This is a genomic window from Lysinibacillus sp. 2017, from assembly GCF_003073375.1.
Taxonomy (GTDB): Bacteria; Bacillota; Bacilli; order Bacillales_A; family Planococcaceae; genus Solibacillus.
The window spans coordinates 3,572,689-3,587,678 of the sequence record NZ_CP029002.1; the positions used below are offsets into that span (position 1 = coordinate 3,572,689).

The 14,990-nt window shown below is 35.8% G+C and carries 17 protein-coding genes; 10 read left to right on the forward strand and 7 right to left on the reverse strand.

The window, feature by feature from the left end:
• Nucleotides 1–49 precede the first annotated feature (49 nt).
• The gene (locus DCE79_RS17485) at nt 50–544 is read right to left on the reverse strand and encodes a tetratricopeptide repeat protein (RefSeq protein ID WP_108714226.1); all 495 of its coding nucleotides are present in this window, start codon (nt 542–544) and stop codon (nt 50–52) included.
• Nucleotides 545–658: 114 nt separating this feature from the next.
• On the opposite strand from DCE79_RS17485, the gene DCE79_RS17490 reads away from it, so the two are divergent.
• Both DCE79_RS17490 and DCE79_RS17495 read left to right on the forward strand, forming a co-directional pair.
• Nucleotides 659–1,111 (forward strand): NUDIX hydrolase, encoded by a 453-nt coding sequence (locus DCE79_RS17490; RefSeq protein ID WP_108714227.1) that lies wholly within the window; start codon nt 659–661, stop codon nt 1,109–1,111.
• Between the two features lie 160 nt (nt 1,112–1,271).
• On the forward strand, nt 1,272–1,811 hold the full coding sequence (locus DCE79_RS17495) for a GNAT family N-acetyltransferase (protein WP_108714228.1): 540 nt from the start codon (nt 1,272–1,274) through the stop codon (nt 1,809–1,811).
• A gap of 59 nt (nt 1,812–1,870) precedes the next feature.
• Here DCE79_RS17495 and DCE79_RS17500 read toward each other — a convergent pair whose 3' ends face one another.
• Both DCE79_RS17500 and DCE79_RS17505 read right to left on the reverse strand, forming a co-directional pair.
• The gene (locus tag DCE79_RS17500; RefSeq protein WP_108714229.1) at nt 1,871–2,611 is read right to left on the reverse strand and encodes a hypothetical protein; all 741 of its coding nucleotides are present in this window, start codon (nt 2,609–2,611) and stop codon (nt 1,871–1,873) included.
• Between the two features lie 284 nt (nt 2,612–2,895).
• Complete coding sequence (locus tag DCE79_RS17505) at nt 2,896–3,759, reverse strand: helix-turn-helix domain-containing protein (protein WP_108714230.1); 864 nt, start codon at nt 3,757–3,759, stop codon at nt 2,896–2,898.
• 330 nt (nt 3,760–4,089) lie between these two features.
• Here DCE79_RS17505 and DCE79_RS17510 point away from each other — a divergent pair, with 330 nt between their 5' ends.
• The 8 genes from DCE79_RS17510 to DCE79_RS17545 all read left to right on the forward strand — a co-directional run bounded on the left by DCE79_RS17510 (nt 4,090) and on the right by DCE79_RS17545 (nt 10,363).
• Nucleotides 4,090–4,380, forward strand: a complete 291-nt coding sequence (locus tag DCE79_RS17510; protein ID WP_108714231.1) for a hypothetical protein — start codon at nt 4,090–4,092, stop codon at nt 4,378–4,380.
• A gap of 453 nt (nt 4,381–4,833) precedes the next feature.
• Nucleotides 4,834–5,763 carry a LytTR family transcriptional regulator DNA-binding domain-containing protein gene (locus DCE79_RS17515; RefSeq protein WP_108714232.1) on the forward strand — a complete coding sequence of 310 codons (930 nt, stop codon included), beginning with the start codon at nt 4,834–4,836 and terminating at the stop codon, nt 5,761–5,763.
• Nucleotides 5,764–5,902: 139 nt separating this feature from the next.
• Nucleotides 5,903–6,748: an ABC transporter ATP-binding protein gene (locus DCE79_RS17520; RefSeq protein WP_108714233.1), complete on the forward strand. Its 846-nt coding sequence runs from the start codon at nt 5,903–5,905 to the stop codon at nt 6,746–6,748.
• On the forward strand, nt 6,745–7,452 hold the full coding sequence (locus DCE79_RS17525) for an ABC transporter permease (protein WP_108714234.1): 708 nt from the start codon (nt 6,745–6,747) through the stop codon (nt 7,450–7,452). The genes DCE79_RS17520 and DCE79_RS17525 overlap by 4 nt, the downstream gene beginning before the upstream one ends.
• 295 nt (nt 7,453–7,747) lie before the next feature.
• The gene (locus DCE79_RS17530; protein WP_234417292.1) at nt 7,748–8,338 is read left to right on the forward strand and encodes a GNAT family N-acetyltransferase; all 591 of its coding nucleotides are present in this window, start codon (nt 7,748–7,750) and stop codon (nt 8,336–8,338) included.
• Nucleotides 8,316–8,834: an NUDIX hydrolase gene (locus DCE79_RS17535; protein ID WP_108714236.1), complete on the forward strand. Its 519-nt coding sequence runs from the start codon at nt 8,316–8,318 to the stop codon at nt 8,832–8,834. The genes DCE79_RS17530 and DCE79_RS17535 overlap by 23 nt, the downstream gene beginning before the upstream one ends.
• Nucleotides 8,835–8,924: 90 nt before the next feature.
• Complete coding sequence (locus DCE79_RS17540) at nt 8,925–9,389, forward strand: RidA family protein (RefSeq protein ID WP_108714237.1); 465 nt, start codon at nt 8,925–8,927, stop codon at nt 9,387–9,389.
• Nucleotides 9,390–9,400: 11 nt separating this feature from the next.
• Nucleotides 9,401–10,363, forward strand: a complete 963-nt coding sequence (locus DCE79_RS17545) for a threonine ammonia-lyase (RefSeq protein WP_108714238.1) — start codon at nt 9,401–9,403, stop codon at nt 10,361–10,363.
• An 85-nt stretch (nt 10,364–10,448) separates the two neighbouring features.
• On the opposite strand, the gene DCE79_RS17550 is transcribed toward DCE79_RS17545, so the two are convergent.
• From DCE79_RS17550 to DCE79_RS17565, 4 genes are all read right to left on the reverse strand, one after another.
• Nucleotides 10,449–11,225, reverse strand: a complete 777-nt coding sequence (locus DCE79_RS17550; RefSeq protein ID WP_108714239.1) for a GNAT family N-acetyltransferase — start codon at nt 11,223–11,225, stop codon at nt 10,449–10,451.
• Nucleotides 11,226–11,379: 154 nt separating this feature from the next.
• On the reverse strand, nt 11,380–11,877 hold the full coding sequence (locus tag DCE79_RS17555) for a hypothetical protein (protein ID WP_159083123.1): 498 nt from the start codon (nt 11,875–11,877) through the stop codon (nt 11,380–11,382).
• Nucleotides 11,878–12,036: 159 nt separating this feature from the next.
• Entirely contained in the window at nt 12,037–13,836 is a 1,800-nt protein-coding gene (gene glmS, locus DCE79_RS17560) for a glutamine--fructose-6-phosphate transaminase (isomerizing) (protein ID WP_108714241.1), read from the reverse strand.
• Between the two features lie 599 nt (nt 13,837–14,435).
• A complete protein-coding gene (locus DCE79_RS17565; RefSeq protein ID WP_108714242.1) occupies nt 14,436–14,960 on the reverse strand; it encodes a type 1 glutamine amidotransferase domain-containing protein in 525 nt (174 codons plus the stop codon).
• Between the last annotated feature and the right edge of the window lie 30 nt (nt 14,961–14,990).

The window sequence follows — 14,990 nt, forward strand, 5'->3', positions numbered from 1 at the left end:
CTAGGCTTTTATCGAATAAATACCTTGCTTAGCACCAAATCTGACAAGCCTATTGCCAAGTCTCATCAAGCTTATCTGAGTAAAAATGAAGCGCCTCTTTATATTTTTGAACATTTGAATCTGACGAAGTATTTGCAATGCACTTTAATAAAAGTTCCATCGCAGTTTGATGCTCATTTAAATTATATAAAGTCATGGCATAGAAAACTTGAAGCGCCTCATTATTTGGGAATACTCTAATAGCCTCTGTAAAAGTTGCCTTGGATTTTTCATATTCACCCAGCGCTCTAAACGTGCTGCCTAAACCTAAATAGGCATTCTGCAAATCCTCTTTAGCTAAACCGCCTTGAATCGCCTTTTCATAGTAGGGCACAGCTTTCGCTTCTTCTCCTAAACAATCAAAACTCCATGCACATTGATAGTTGATATAAGCATTTTGGAGACTTTGTTCCGCTAACTTTACAAGAATTTGATTCGACTCAAGTAAGTTGTTTTCCTTTCTTAATTGCAACGCTAAATATAATTGTTCTTTCTCGTTTACCATTGAATTTAATCTCCTCCAAACATTAAATTATCATTTAATTGATATTAACATAATTTTCAAATAACAATCCAAATTTTGCTATAATTAATGCTATAAAAAAATGGGAGGTACATCATGTCGCAAGATTTAACATTACATACACCTGATGGCAACTTAAATATTCGTGTTGCTGCTTGGATTGATCATGAAGACAAACTATTAGTGAGTGAATTTCCAGATGGCACGATTTCACTTCCTGGTGGCCGTATGAAATTTGGTGAAACAAGTTTACAGGCTGTTATCAGAGAGGTTCAAGAGGAAACGGGTGAACAGTTTGTAAATGCACGATTGTTTGCTATCATCGAAAATTTCTTTTATTACAAAAAGCCTTTCCATGAAATTTTATTCGTTTATACAGGAGATATTCCGCATAAGGAGCTTTATGAAGGAGTCGATCAAGCTAACCAAAAGCTATATTGGTTGGAGCAAAGTAAGGTCAATCTGTTAAAGCCGGATATACTAGCGGATCTTGTAAATAAAAATAAGGGGAATGAAATTATTCAATTAGTAAATCGAGAGGATTTTTAAAATAGAACACCCACTTTAACCAAATATTCTGATAAAATACTATTATCTTAATCGAAAGGAATGATTGACATGAAACAGGTAACAAAGGTGATTGAAAAGTAAACGGTATTTTCTCTTTTCAATCTCAAGGAAAACGAAAACTATTGAAAAGAGGATTAGTATGTATAAAGATAAGGAATTAACAATTCGACCGATCATAGAAGATGATTTATATCGTTTATGGGAACTCATTTATAAAGAGGAACAGCCTGAGTGGAAAAAGTGGGATGCTCCGTATTATCCGCACCAGTCAAAACCTTATGAAGAATTTTTATTATCTAAGGACAAATGGGTTGGCGATGAAAGCTATTGGGTTATTGAAGTCGCAGGTATTGTTCGCGGGATTATCTCGTATTATTGGGAGCATGAGCCGTCGAAATGGCTAGAGATGGGCATTGTCCTACATGAGGCAGGCTCTTGGGGAAAAGGCATTGGTACACGCGCAATGAATTTATGGGTGAACCATTTATTTTCTACGATGCCATTAGTTCGAGTGGGCTTTACCACTTGGTCAGGCAACGAACGAATGATTCGCGTTGGCGAAAAGCTCGGCATGCAAATGGAAGCAAGAATTCGAAAGGTCCGTTATTACGAAGGCAATTATTATGATTCCATTCGTATGGGGATTTTGCGTGAAGAATGGGAAGCGTTCGATCAATAATTGAAGTATATAAAAAATCATCTCTTTTAGTTAACAACTTTAAGGAGATGATTTTTTATTTATAAGTTTTGTATTAGCTTTGCACGTGCCGGCGCTACAATGGATTCTATCCTTGGAGCCTTATAACTACTAAGATAATCAGGGGCTTGTTGATAATTGCTTACATCAAATACAAAATCCCCATTCGAATCAATTGCAGGCACATAATCAATTAAATAATGAAACAAAATATCTGTTGCATCACTTGGCATATCTGGATCTGGTTTGAAATTTTCTGGTACTTCAGCGGTTACATAGCGGTATGTAAACTTAAATTGATTGTCATGAACTTTTTCAAATGCATCATATTCCACTCTTTGCGATTCATAGCCATCATAATAAGTTGTTTTCTTTTGCTCTTCCGTTAGTGGCAAATTCATTGATATGTCTTTTGCAAGCTGTTGCGTTGCTACCTGATTGACGACGTTTCCTCTTTCATCATACACATACAATTTACCATCGCCCATATCTGCTAATAAAAAACTTCCGAATGGAATCGCAATCGCATTGCTCAGTAAAGTGACATTATAGGCATCTAGATTTTTGTCGACCTGTTTATCATATAACGTGTCCTCTATCTTAAGCTTTAATTGACCAATACCTAAAAGTGGCATCATGAAGGCAAGCCCCACACTTATAGCAAAAAAGATGAACTTCGTTATGAATTGACCGAGACCATATTCATCTTGATCGTAATAGTTAAAATAGAGGCCAACCCCTAATAAAAAGATGATGATAACACGAATTAATGTATTTTTCACTTCTGCCCTTTCTAGTTGCTTTCTTCTATAGTTTTATTAATACCTTACCTTCATACTAACTGGAAGTGAAATTTGTTTAAATACAAAAAGATTAATGACCTTTTCAGCAATCGGCACTAAGCGAGCTGGATCATGCTTTCTTGTTGTTCCTCAGCTAAAGCCTACTACCTCACTATTCCAAAACTCCATAAATTTTTCGCCACATATATTAGAATTCTAATTTTCTATTGATAGATTTTACGATAATAGACCATTATTCTACTAATAAGATTATTAAAAGAAGACTAGTCAACGATAATCTTGGATTGAATGTATTTCTTTAAGAAATCGTCGTTAGCATTTATTGATAAATAATAGGCGATTTTATACGATTCCATATAATTAGCAATCCCCAACTTCTGTTCATTATATGCTTTTTCGTAATAGAGATAGTTCAGACGTATTTGCGTACTAATATTCGGTTTATTAGCCCATTCAATCCCTTTTATTGCAATTTCCAATGCCTTTTCATAGTTACCATTTTTAGAATATGCATTGGCAATATTAAAAAATACGATAGTCAACTTTTCTTCATTTTCAATTTTTTGATTTTCTTCAACATTTGAAAGTATTAATTCAAAATAGTCATTCGCATCTTGTAACATATTTAATTTATTCATCATAATTGCCAAGTTATTGATGATTAAAATCTCTTTATATGTAAGTTGCTGCTTTTTTGAATGGAACGTAAAAGACAAAGACTTTTCTAGCATTTCATATGATTTATGATGTTCTTCTTTTACGAAACCATAATAAAGGGCTTCATAAAACAAAATGAGTTGTTGATCCGTTTTTGTGAAAAAATAGGTATTCAGCCGATGTGACTTAATCAGTTGATATAATTCTTCATACTTACGCTGATAAAAAAGTGAAGCTAGTTTTTCTTTTAAATCTTGCTTTATATCCAGATCATTCACTGTTTGTATATTTAGTTCATCTAACGAAATACCAAGTCGATTACACAACTTTGTTATGAGTTGGATATTGGGAATATGTTTATTGTTCTCGATTTGACTTAACATGCCTTGTGAACAGATTCCATCACACAATTCTTTTTGTGAAAGACCCTTTAATTTTCGCATGGATTTAATTTTATTCTCTAGGTTCATATGATTTACTCCTATATATCCTATTTTGAAATGAGGTGAGATAATGTTTAAATTTGTTATTACTTTCTTAAGTGATTTACCATACAACCTTATTATTCCTTTCCTTTAATTTTATCGTAATTTTGCCCTATCAATATAAAAATTGATAGGGTTTTTATTTTTATCTTAAAAAATATTTGTATTCTAATATTTTGTAGATTGAATGACCTAGTTATCCCACTTATTATTTATAATAATCAATGATTATTATAGAGTGCTACTTTTTATAGTATTCTTCCATCAATGATAATTTCCCTCTATAGATTAATTTAGTAAAGGCGGTGTCTTGAGATGAATTATATAAATAAAAAAATTCCCTTTTCAAACCCTTACATCGAAATTGAAATCTTCATTGGGTTGACCAATAAAAAAACAGTGACCGTACTTTTTGATAAATGGTATTTTGAAGTACAGTTTTTTTTAAATGAAGGCAGTGAGTGTATCGAGAACACTATAGAAATTGCACAATATCATTTTGATACATTAGAAGAAGCTGACTACTTTTTTAATAGCTTCTCAAATGATTACCAAAAACTTCATTTCCTACTAAATAAACATCTTCCTATTAAACACACATCATAGTATTACAAACTTAATCTGTGGTATTAACTATATAAATGCTGCTCAAATAAGCATTGGTCATTGCTGTCGTTACCAAACGCGAAAATATCATCGACCGTTAATTTTCGCTCTTATTACGTTGTTACGTTAACAGGTGATGCTTATTGCATAGATTACTTGTTACAACAGTTCCTTTGAATGATCACCGAAGTAATCAAATAGCTGTCCTTTCTTTGCCTTCCAATTCAACAAGTGTGCGATATAACCTAAAAAACATACAATTTCCTCGGACAAAAAGCCCCCCTCATCATTCCCCTCCTTTTACTCACTACTTTGATGGGTAATTTTTTTCTCGTTAACTTCTTGACTTTAAGTTTTGCTGACGAGAGACCATTTACAAATTCTACAATTGATATGCTCACTTTAGTATAATTACAATATTATGACAATTATCTAATTTATTGGGAGGCAGCTATGATTATTAAAGAAGTATTTTACAAAGGGAAAACATTAATACCAGAATTAAAGCTCAAGCCTGAAATACATGAAATCATCGGCATTCAAACGGATGTGCTAAGAAAGCAATCCTTATTAGCCGAATTAAAAATGCAAGACTATATTTATATTTCAAATGCAAATACAGGTGAATATGAACGTCATACAGTAAAAGAGCTTTTAAAATTTTTAGCTACTATTACTGGGAGTTTACATAAGATTGATTTTTTAATTGAAAAGTTTGGACTAACGGATATACAACACACGAGAATTAAACATATTCCTTATTCAAAGCAAATCTTTATTAAGCAATTACGTGTTTACTTTGCACAGCAACCGACAATCGTTCTAGAAGAACCCTATTTTTATCTTGATGAATCGGATCGAAAAATTTTCAGTAGAATTTTAGACGAACTTTCTTCAACGAAAAGATTAGTTATTTTAGCTTCTAATTTAGAAGATGCCTTAATTTCTTGTCATAAAATCTATCGATTGGATGAGCAAGGTTTAAAGCAATTAGATATTGCAGATTCAGAAGATCAAGAAGAAGCTATAGAAGAACCTCAACCATTTAAATTAGAAAAAATTTCAACGAGGAAAAACGAAAAAACTATCCTTTTTGATCCACCTGAAATTGATTATATCGAGAGTGTTGAAGGGACAATATTGGTTCATGTAGGTGGGGAAAATTATTCGTGTGCATTGACTTTAACCGAGCTTGAAAAAAGATTAAAATCATACGGTTTCTTTAGATGTCATCGTTCCTATATTGTAAATCTCCAAAAGGTACGAGAAATTATTACATGGACGAAAAATAGTTATAGTTTACGATTAAATATAGGGAAAGATTCAGTTGTACCTTTATCGAGAGCGAAACTACAAGATTTACGAGACCTATTGAATATTTAATTTCCTAGGAAATAATTCGACAACTTGAACCTCCATTCGGTACAGTTCAACGGAAAATAGGTACAATTCAACGGAAAACAGCAGTCTTTGTTCATTTCTTCTTTTACACTCAGTGTAACAACTTGAAGGAGTGATGAAGATGAACGTGATTTCTGTTCAAAATATTAAAAAGCGCTTCGATAAAAAAGAGGCGTTATCGAATGTTTCTTTTACAATTCCAAAGGGTGAGATTTTTGGCTTTCTTGGTCCTAGTGGCTCAGGAAAAACGACCCTCATTAAAATTTTGACAGCTCAACTAGAACAAACAGTTGGGCAAGCAATGGTACTTGGTTCACCAGCCAAACAAATGCAGACTGCCAAACAAAAAAACCGCTTCGGTATTTTAACAGATAATAGTGGCTTATATGATCGTTTAACGATTGAGGAAAATCTAGAAGTTTTCCGTCAATTGTACGAACTCCCAAAAAGTTCAGTCGATAAGGTATTGGACTTTGTAAATTTAAAAGAAGATCGAAAAAAACGTGTCAATCAACTATCTAAAGGAATGCGACAACGTGTGACACTTGCATGTGCAATTATCCATGAACCAGAATTGCTATTTTTAGATGAGCCGACCTCTGCGCTAGATCCTATGAATACGGCGCATATTTACAAAGGCTTACGTTATTTAAATGATCGTGGTACAACAATTTTTTTAACGACTCATGATATGACAGAAGCCGAAACACTTTGTGACAGAGTCGCGATTTTGCACAAAGGTGAAATTCAAGCAATCGGAGCACCACAAGAGTTAAAAAAACAGTATCGAGATGGTGTGATTCATGTGGAATTGAAAGATGGAAAAATTCATGAATTATCGATGGATGAACGGTCAGGAACTCAAATTTCGCATTGGCTCGCAACAAATCAGCTCGACTCCATTAAGACAAGTGAACCAAGCTTAGGGGATATATTTATGAAGCTAACAGGGAGTGAATTATCATGAACATTTCATACAAAAGAATTCAAGCAATTTTTTTAAAGGACTATAAGGAATTTTCAAGAAACTATGCGATTTCCATCATATTATTTTTCCCGATATTATTTGCCTTACTTTATCGCAGTGATGATCCTACACAAACTTTTATGACAGCATTCGTACTTAATTTTTCATTTGCCATGTTAACAAGCTTTGTTCAGGCATGTCTAATTGCTGAAGAAAAAGAAAAAAATACCCTACGTTCTTTAATGATGACACCCGCTAGTATTTTTGATGTGCTTTTAGGAAAAAGTGCTTTAGTTTTTGTATTATCAGCTTTTATTCTTGCTGTCACTGTCTATATTTTGGGCTATACGCCTGACAATTATGCTGTATTTATTGTAGCTGTTATATTATCGATTATTTTGTACACTGCATTAGGTACAATTTGCGGGCTGTTTTCAAAATCAGTCATGGAAGCTTCTTTAGCCGTATTCCCTGTATTGATCATCTTTACTGCGAGTCAATTTGGAATTATGTTTGAAGACCGTTTTCCATTCTTAGCTATTTTAGAATATTTCCCGAGTGCGCAATTAGCGAATTTACTTGACCTCATGCAGACAAATTATAAACTTTCCGATACGTTTGAAAGCTTAGGCATTATGCTTATTTGGACAATTGCTGTAACAATCATTTCCGTTATCCTTTATAAAAAGCGCTTGATGGACTAATCATTTCTCTAAAAATATTAGGCACATGAGTAAAATAGTTTCTCATGTGCCTGATATTTTATTTATTAAATTTGTCCATTTCCTTTATGAAAAGTTATAGCCCTCATTCATTTTTGAATGCATGCTTCTTTGATTTTGTGGAGTCTATGCGTTTCTCTGCCCGTGGAAATCATGTTTTTTAAACTTGCATACTACTTTTAAATAGATTGACTTAATCTAGAGCGATGGTTATAATTTGAACCCAACAATAGTCTGATATTTCAAATAAATCAATTCGTAAATTGAGGTGATGACAATGGTTTTACCTATTTTAGAAACTGAGCGACTGCGATTACGTGAGCTTCATATTTTAGATGCAAAGGCGATGTTTGAATATGCTTCGAAGGATGAGGTCACAAAATATGTACTTTGGGATACACACACCTCGCTTCGCCAAACAAAACAATTTTTAAAACTCATGAATAAAAAATACCTAGAGGGCTATTTAGCTTGGGCTATTACGCTAAAAGAATCGGGTACATTTGTTGGTACGATTGATTTTGTAACTTTAGATAGGACAGCTCGCATTGCCGAAATTGGCTATACGATATCGGATAACTATTGGGGCAAAGGCATTGTGAGCGAGGCTACACAGGAACTAATTAATTTTGGCTTTAAGGAATTACATTTAGAACGCATTTACGCGCGCTGCTTTGCAGAAAATATCGGCTCTGAGCGCGTAATGCAAAAAGTAGGAATGACCTATGAAGGAACACTGCGTAAAGGAATCTTTGCAAAAGGCGCGTATCATGATTTGAAAATTTATGCGGTTTTGCGAGAGGATTTTAAAAAGCAAATCGCACAAGAAATGAGGAGGATACATAATGGAAAAATGGGATGTCTATGATCAAGATCGCAAAAAATTAGATAAACAAATTACACGTGGTGACGCAATGGAGCCAAACGATTTTCACGTGGTCGTGCATGTTTGTATTTTTAATTCAAAAGGAGAAATGCTCATTCAGCAGCGTCAGCCTTTTAAACATGGGTGGTCGAATCTTTGGGATCTCACGTGTGGCGGTAGCGCGGTTGCTGGCGATACGAGTCAGCAGGCTGCTTCGAGGGAATTATCTGAGGAGCTTGGTCTTCAATATAACTTTGAAAACATGCGCCCCCGATTTACGATGAACTTCCAAAACGGGTTTGATGATTATTATTTGATTGACTCTGACGTTGATTTGAATTCACTAACATTACAGCAAGAAGAAGTACAAGCAGTGAAATGGGCAACTCAGGAGGAAATTTTAAAGATGATAGAAGATGGGACATTTATTCCTTACTATGAAAGTATTATTCAGTTTCTTTTTGAAGGAAGAAGAGGTTATGGATCGATTCGATTATAAACTGGGTGACCTCTTATAAAGAAGGATTTTTCGCTTACTTTCTTAAACTAATAGAAGGTTAAAATAGTCAGCTTGAGAGGAGTTTTACAAATGAGTGGCATTGAACAGCGATTGAAAGACTTAAGCTTAGAATTGCCAGATGCGACTGCCCCTTTGTATCATTATGTTCCTGTAACCATTCATCAAGGAGTGGCCTATATTAGCGGTCAAGTTCCAAGAATAAATGGAGAGATCCCCTATCCTGGGAAAGTTGGGCAAGGTGTGACGATTGAGCAAGCGCAGGAACTAGCTGAGTATTGTGTGTTAAAGGGACTTAGCTCTTTAAAACAATCGATTGGTTCACTGGATAACGTCGAACAAGTTTTAAAAGTAACTGGCTACATTCAGACAGCACCGGACTTTTATGAACCATCGAAAGTGCTAGATGCAGCTTCTGCATTACTCGAAAAAATCTTCGAAGAAAAAGGCCGTCATGCACGCACAGCAGTTGGTGTTGCAACACTGCCAAGCAACACACCCGTGGAGATTGATTTTATTATTGCCGTTAAAGAATAGGAGTGCAACATATGATTTCCTTAAAAGACGTTCAAGAAGCAAGACAACGAATTCAAAATACAGTTTATACAACACCACTTTTAAAGTCCGAACAACTCTCAACCATTTGCGGCAACAAACTATTTTTAAAATCCGAGCACTTACAGAAAACAGGTTCCTTTAAAATTCGAGGTGCGAGTAATATGGCAATCCATGCGATTGAAAATGGTGCCAAGCATGTCACAACAGCTTCATCAGGCAATCACGGACAAGCTGTTGCCTATGTTGCCAATAAGTACGGGGTGCCAGCAACAATTGTTGTTCCTGAAAATGTGAGTATGTGTAAAGTGAATGCTATCGTAGGCTACAATGGCAAAGTAGAAATGTGTGGCACAACTTCGGGAGAACGCTTGCCAAGAGCACAGCAAATCGCCGAACAGGAAAACGGGATCTATATTCCACCTTATGACGACCCATTCATCATGGCAGGTCAAGGAACAATCGGTCTTGAAATTTTAGAGCAGCTCGATCATATAGATGCGATTATTGTCCCAATCGGTGGCGGCGGACTGATTTCAGGAATCCTTACAACAATCAAAGAAACGAATCCCAAAATTAAAGTTATCGGTGTAGAACCAGCCATTGCGAACGATACATATTTGTCCATGCAACAAAGGAAGATTACAGCCATCCCTGCTACTAATACAATTGCGGATGGACTTCGCACGAACCAACCTGGTGACTTAACATTCCCTGTCTTAATGAACTATTTAGATGACCTTGTTCTTGTTACAGAAGACGAAATCCGTTATGCCTTTAGCTTTGTTTTAGAACGCACAAAACAACTCATCGAACCATCAAGCGCGACAACAATTGCCGCAGCGATGTTTAATAAGCTGAATCTACATGGCAAAAATATTGTGTCAGTAATTTCTGGTGGTAATGTGGATATTGATAAAGTGCAGGAGTTTATTGTGGATACTGCGAGGAAATAATTTTTTGAAATAGAAAGTTGCCTAGGAATTTGAGATTTCTTAGGCAGCTTTGATTAATTTGTAAGTGTACCCGATGCAGTCTTTCTCATTCAATAGTAGGTGACTGGTATCCATAAGAATAAGCAAGACAGGCAAAACCACACTTTTCTAGAATAGGTTTGCTCATTGGGCTGGCATCAACAGTTAAGAAAGGATGTCCCTTTTCGTATGCCTTTTGTGCACGGGCAGCTAGTAGTTTCGTGTAATAACCTTTCCCTCTAAACGATGGCAACGTTGAACCTCCCCAAAGACTTGTAAACGAAGAATTTTCCTCTATGTACATCCAAGCCGCGCTAACAAGCTGCCCCTCTTCATAAATCCCATAAATGTATAATGAATCTGGATTACTTTGTTTGTCTCTCCAAAGTTTATTGCCAAGCTCCGCATGAGATTCATCCCAAATCGCATCTTCTAGCGCCACAATATCTTGAATACCTTGTTCTTCCGTTATTTCTCTTACATCAGTGTGCAGGTTATTTGTTAGCAAAGGATGCTCATTCGTTATTTCCATGACCATTAACGCTTCTGGATCCCCATCTGTAAAACCTTGCTGTTCAAGTAGGTCTTTCAAATTTTCAGGCTGATCGTAGTTATATACTTTCCACTCAAAATTCTGCTTAAGATTACTAAAGTAGTTCAACTCATTTTGAATCACTTCTCTTGCGTTATCTGCGTTTACATTAGAAGCAATAATAAACCCCGAGTCACCAAATTTTGAAACGTGACGCACGACATGTTCGGTTTCCTCTCTTATGTATCCAAGTGTTTGGGCCTCATGTCGAAGTTCTTTGTGGAACAGTGAAATTAATTTGTTTTTATCCATTGTTGGGCTCCTTTTGAGTTGAAATAAAATGAAAATATCCTTCTACTTGTTTTAATTACACATGAATCTAAAAAATCCCTCTTGGAATGTAAATTCTAGAATTCACCATTTTACAGTTCAAATTAAACTTACACATTGAAGTCCATCATTTTTGTCATTGACTCGGTACTCGAGGCGTTCTGTAAATCAAATTTACTTCCTCATAATCTTCGAGCACAACTATCATCGGTTCTTCATTCTCTAGTAGGTTTTGTAGTTCAACTGAATTTATTTCCGGAACTTTTATCGTTGTAAGAATATCCAACTGTGCCTCTCCCTTTACGTTGGTTCCCTGAATTTGAAATGGAATAATTGCATCGACTGGAAGCGAAATGATCGATTCAGAATACTGGTGAATGACTACTGTTGCATATTTCTCCTCTTTTTCATTTCCATTATCTTCTTCAAAAAATTCGATAGTAACCGAAAAGTGGTCAGAATCTAATGTCTCATATTTCGCAATTGGAAGTTTGTATCCCTCAGGTGTACCTTCTATAAAATTACATGAAGTTAGCACAAAACAAATACCAACTACTAATGCAAATAGAATAAGAATTAAATAGTTCTTGTTGTACACTTTTACCACTCTTTCTTTGTTAAATTTCATTAACATTTATTTTCCTATTCTATTAAGCATCAGAGACGATACGTTATGATATAGCTTTTTAAATACTATATATTTGGTCTATGATAATAAAAAAATCCCCTCTAGAACACAATATCCTAGAGGGGATTAATTTACAATATATTACATTAAAACTCTATTACACTATTACTCAACAGTTACTGATTTGGCTAAATTTCTCGGTTTATCCACATCACAACGGCGGTGAAGTGCCGCATAGTAGCTGATTAGCTGTAATGGCACAACAGATACAAGTGGCGTTAATAACTCATGTACGTGAGGGATTACTAGGCGATCGCCTTCTTCCTCCATGCCTTCCATTGCGATGATGCAAGCGTTGGCACCGCGCGCTACGACTTCTTTCACGTTACCGCGAATGTTAAGGGCTACCGCTTTTTGAGTTGCTAATGCGAATACTGGCGTACCTTCTTCGATTAACGCGATTGTACCGTGTTTTAACTCACCACCCGCGAATCCTTCCGCTTGGATATATGAGATTTCTTTTAATTTTAATGCACCTTCTAGAGATACACAGAAGTCCATATTACGGCCGATGAAGAATGCGTTGCGTGCGATTTTCAAGTAATCTTCTGCGATTTGTTCCAAGTCAACTTTTGAGTCGATGATTGTTTGGATACCGTTCGCTACAATTGCTAGCTCTTGTTTTAAGTCAAAATTAAGTGCTACACCTGTTTCTTTCGCTACTGCATACGCTGCCACTGCAAGTACGGCAATTTGTGCCACATAAGCTTTTGTAGAAGCTACGGCGATTTCTGGACCAGCATGTAATAGTAATGTGTAATCTGCTTCACGAGAAAGCGTAGAGCCTTGTGCGTTCGTTACAGTTAATGATTGGTAGCCTAGCTCTTTAATTTTCACTAATACTTGGCGACTATCCGCAGTTTCACCTGATTGTGAAATGAAGATGAATAATGGTTTTTTCGATAGTAATGGCATGTTGTAGCCGAACTCACTTGAAATGTGAACCTCTACAGGGATACCAGCAATTTTTTCGAAATATTGTTTACCGATTAAGCCGGCATGATAACTCGTACCTGCTGCGATAATATATAAACGATCGGCTTCTGAAATGGCTTTTAAAATGTCCGCATCAATGGTTACGTCATCGCCTTTTCCATAAGCTTGAATAATTTTACGGATAACAGTTGGTTGCTCATCCATTTCTTTTAACATGTAGTGAGGGTATGTGCCTTTTTCAATATCAGACGCATCTAGCTCAGCTTTGAATGGTGCACGTTCAATTACACGGCCATCTAATGTTGAAATTTCTACTTTATCTTTACGTACTAGGACAACCTCTTTATCGTGTAATTCGATAAATTGATCTGTTACTTGTAACATTGCCATCGCATCTGAAGCGATAACGTTGAAGTCTTCGCCAACACCTACTAGTAATGGTGATTTGTTTTTTGCCACATAAATAGTTTCTACGTCTTCGCTATCAAGTAATGCTAATGCGTAAGAACCGTGTAATAATGACAATGTTTTACGGAATGCTTCAACTGTTGTTAAACCATTTTTTGAGAATAACTCAACAAGCTGTACGATTACTTCTGTATCTGTATCTGAGGCCATTTGAATGCCTTTTAAATAAGCTTTTTGTAATAAGTGATAGTTTTCAATTACACCGTTATGCACTAAAGTAAAACGACCTGAAGCACTTGTATGCGGGTGCGCATTTAAGCGGTTTGGTACACCATGAGTTGCCCAACGTGTATGTCCAATCCCTACTGCTGCTTCTACGTCATCATTTACTGCTTTACGTAAATCCGCAATACGGCCTTTTTCTTTGAAGATCGTTACGCCTTCTTCATTGTGTACAGCAATACCCGCTGAATCATAACCGCGGTACTCTAATTTTTCTAACCCTTTTAATAAAATTTCCTTTGCGTCTAATACGCCGTTATATCCTACAATTCCACACATATTTTTTCCTCCGATTGTTAGCTCACATCACACTACTTTAGACAATGCAAAAGTAGACTACAAAATCGCCCTTTTTTGCCTGTTTCGCAATTTTAGGAAACTTTAAAGTGGGTGCAGCTATTTACTCTCGTTTAGTAAATAAATCACAACCGTTTAAAGCCTCTATTATAAAGGTGATGTAGCTTTTCATAATTTTTTAGTTTTGATGCCTTTTCATTTTTCTGTGCAAAGAATTACTTCTCTGTTTTAAAAATGAAACATACAATCGGGCATGTGCGATTGGGAGGTATCCGCCGAATTTTCGATAATCCTCCACCTCGTCAACTAAGGATTGTTTTTCCGCTCAATTTCCTTAGCTCAGGCGCTATAATTGTTTTCCGATTTGTTTTTTGCGTCTACTTTCCTCCTTTTTGACGCCACTTATGAATCTATTGTTTTCATAAGCAATTTCATCATACATAAAACCATTTCATCCGTCAATCAAACGCTAATTTAAAAACGTTTCAAGTAAAAAAATGCCCCGCTTCATCGATAAAAACGGGGCACTTTTTGGAAAATTCCCTTTAATGGGTTGTTATTATCATATGGAGTCGTTTGTATTAAAGTCTCTTGTCCTTTAATAATTTCACAATTTCTCGGTTGAATGCTGGTAAATCATCTGGTGTACGACTTGTTACTAACTGTTCCTGACAAACAAATACTTCTTCATCATGGAATTTCGCACCAGCATATTCTAAATCCACTTTAATCGATTTATAACCCGTTGTATCACGGCCTTCTAAAGACTTCGCTGTAATTAATAGCTGTGGTCCATGACAAATTGCAAATACCGGTTTCATCTCATCCATGAAATGCTTTGTAAATGCCACAACCCGGTCATCATCTCGCAGTATGTCTGGTGAAAATCCACCTGGAATAAATAACGCATCAAAATCTTTTGGGTTCACATCTGCAACACCCTTATCAATCTTCACTGTCGCTTCTCCGCGCTTACCTGTCACCGTTTTGTTTCCTTCTTTGTCAATGGTCACAAGTGTATGTCCTGCAGCTTCTAATGCCTCTTTTGGACTTGTGAATTCCACATCTTCAAATTTGTCTGTAATCAATGTCGCAATTTTTGCCAATGTAAAACACTCCTTCGTCTTTTTAAGGTA

What these genes read in the sequence shown, in the direction of transcription:
- DCE79_RS17485 (WP_108714226.1), bottom strand. Translation starts at nt 544, where the DNA reads ATGGTAAACGAGAAAGAACAATTATATTTAGCGTTGCAATTAAGAAAG.
- DCE79_RS17490 (WP_108714227.1), top strand. Translation starts at nt 659, where the DNA reads ATGTCGCAAGATTTAACATTACATACACCTGATGGCAACTTAAATATT.
- DCE79_RS17495 (WP_108714228.1), top strand. Translation starts at nt 1,272, where the DNA reads ATGTATAAAGATAAGGAATTAACAATTCGACCGATCATAGAAGATGAT.
- DCE79_RS17505 (WP_108714230.1), bottom strand. Translation starts at nt 3,759, where the DNA reads ATGAACCTAGAGAATAAAATTAAATCCATGCGAAAATTAAAGGGTCTT.
- DCE79_RS17510 (WP_108714231.1), top strand. Translation starts at nt 4,090, where the DNA reads ATGAATTATATAAATAAAAAAATTCCCTTTTCAAACCCTTACATCGAA.
- DCE79_RS17515 (WP_108714232.1), top strand. Translation starts at nt 4,834, where the DNA reads ATGATTATTAAAGAAGTATTTTACAAAGGGAAAACATTAATACCAGAA.
- DCE79_RS17520 (WP_108714233.1), top strand. Translation starts at nt 5,903, where the DNA reads ATGAACGTGATTTCTGTTCAAAATATTAAAAAGCGCTTCGATAAAAAA.
- DCE79_RS17525 (WP_108714234.1), top strand. Translation starts at nt 6,745, where the DNA reads ATGAACATTTCATACAAAAGAATTCAAGCAATTTTTTTAAAGGACTAT.
- DCE79_RS17530 (WP_234417292.1), top strand. Translation starts at nt 7,748, where the DNA reads ATGGTTTTACCTATTTTAGAAACTGAGCGACTGCGATTACGTGAGCTT.
- DCE79_RS17535 (WP_108714236.1), top strand. Translation starts at nt 8,316, where the DNA reads ATGGAAAAATGGGATGTCTATGATCAAGATCGCAAAAAATTAGATAAA.
- DCE79_RS17540 (WP_108714237.1), top strand. Translation starts at nt 8,925, where the DNA reads ATGAGTGGCATTGAACAGCGATTGAAAGACTTAAGCTTAGAATTGCCA.
- DCE79_RS17545 (WP_108714238.1), top strand. Translation starts at nt 9,401, where the DNA reads ATGATTTCCTTAAAAGACGTTCAAGAAGCAAGACAACGAATTCAAAAT.
- DCE79_RS17550 (WP_108714239.1), bottom strand. Translation starts at nt 11,225, where the DNA reads ATGGATAAAAACAAATTAATTTCACTGTTCCACAAAGAACTTCGACAT.
- DCE79_RS17555 (WP_159083123.1), bottom strand. Translation starts at nt 11,877, where the DNA reads ATGTTAATGAAATTTAACAAAGAAAGAGTGGTAAAAGTGTACAACAAG.
- glmS (WP_108714241.1), bottom strand. Translation starts at nt 13,836, where the DNA reads ATGTGTGGAATTGTAGGATATAACGGCGTATTAGACGCAAAGGAAATT.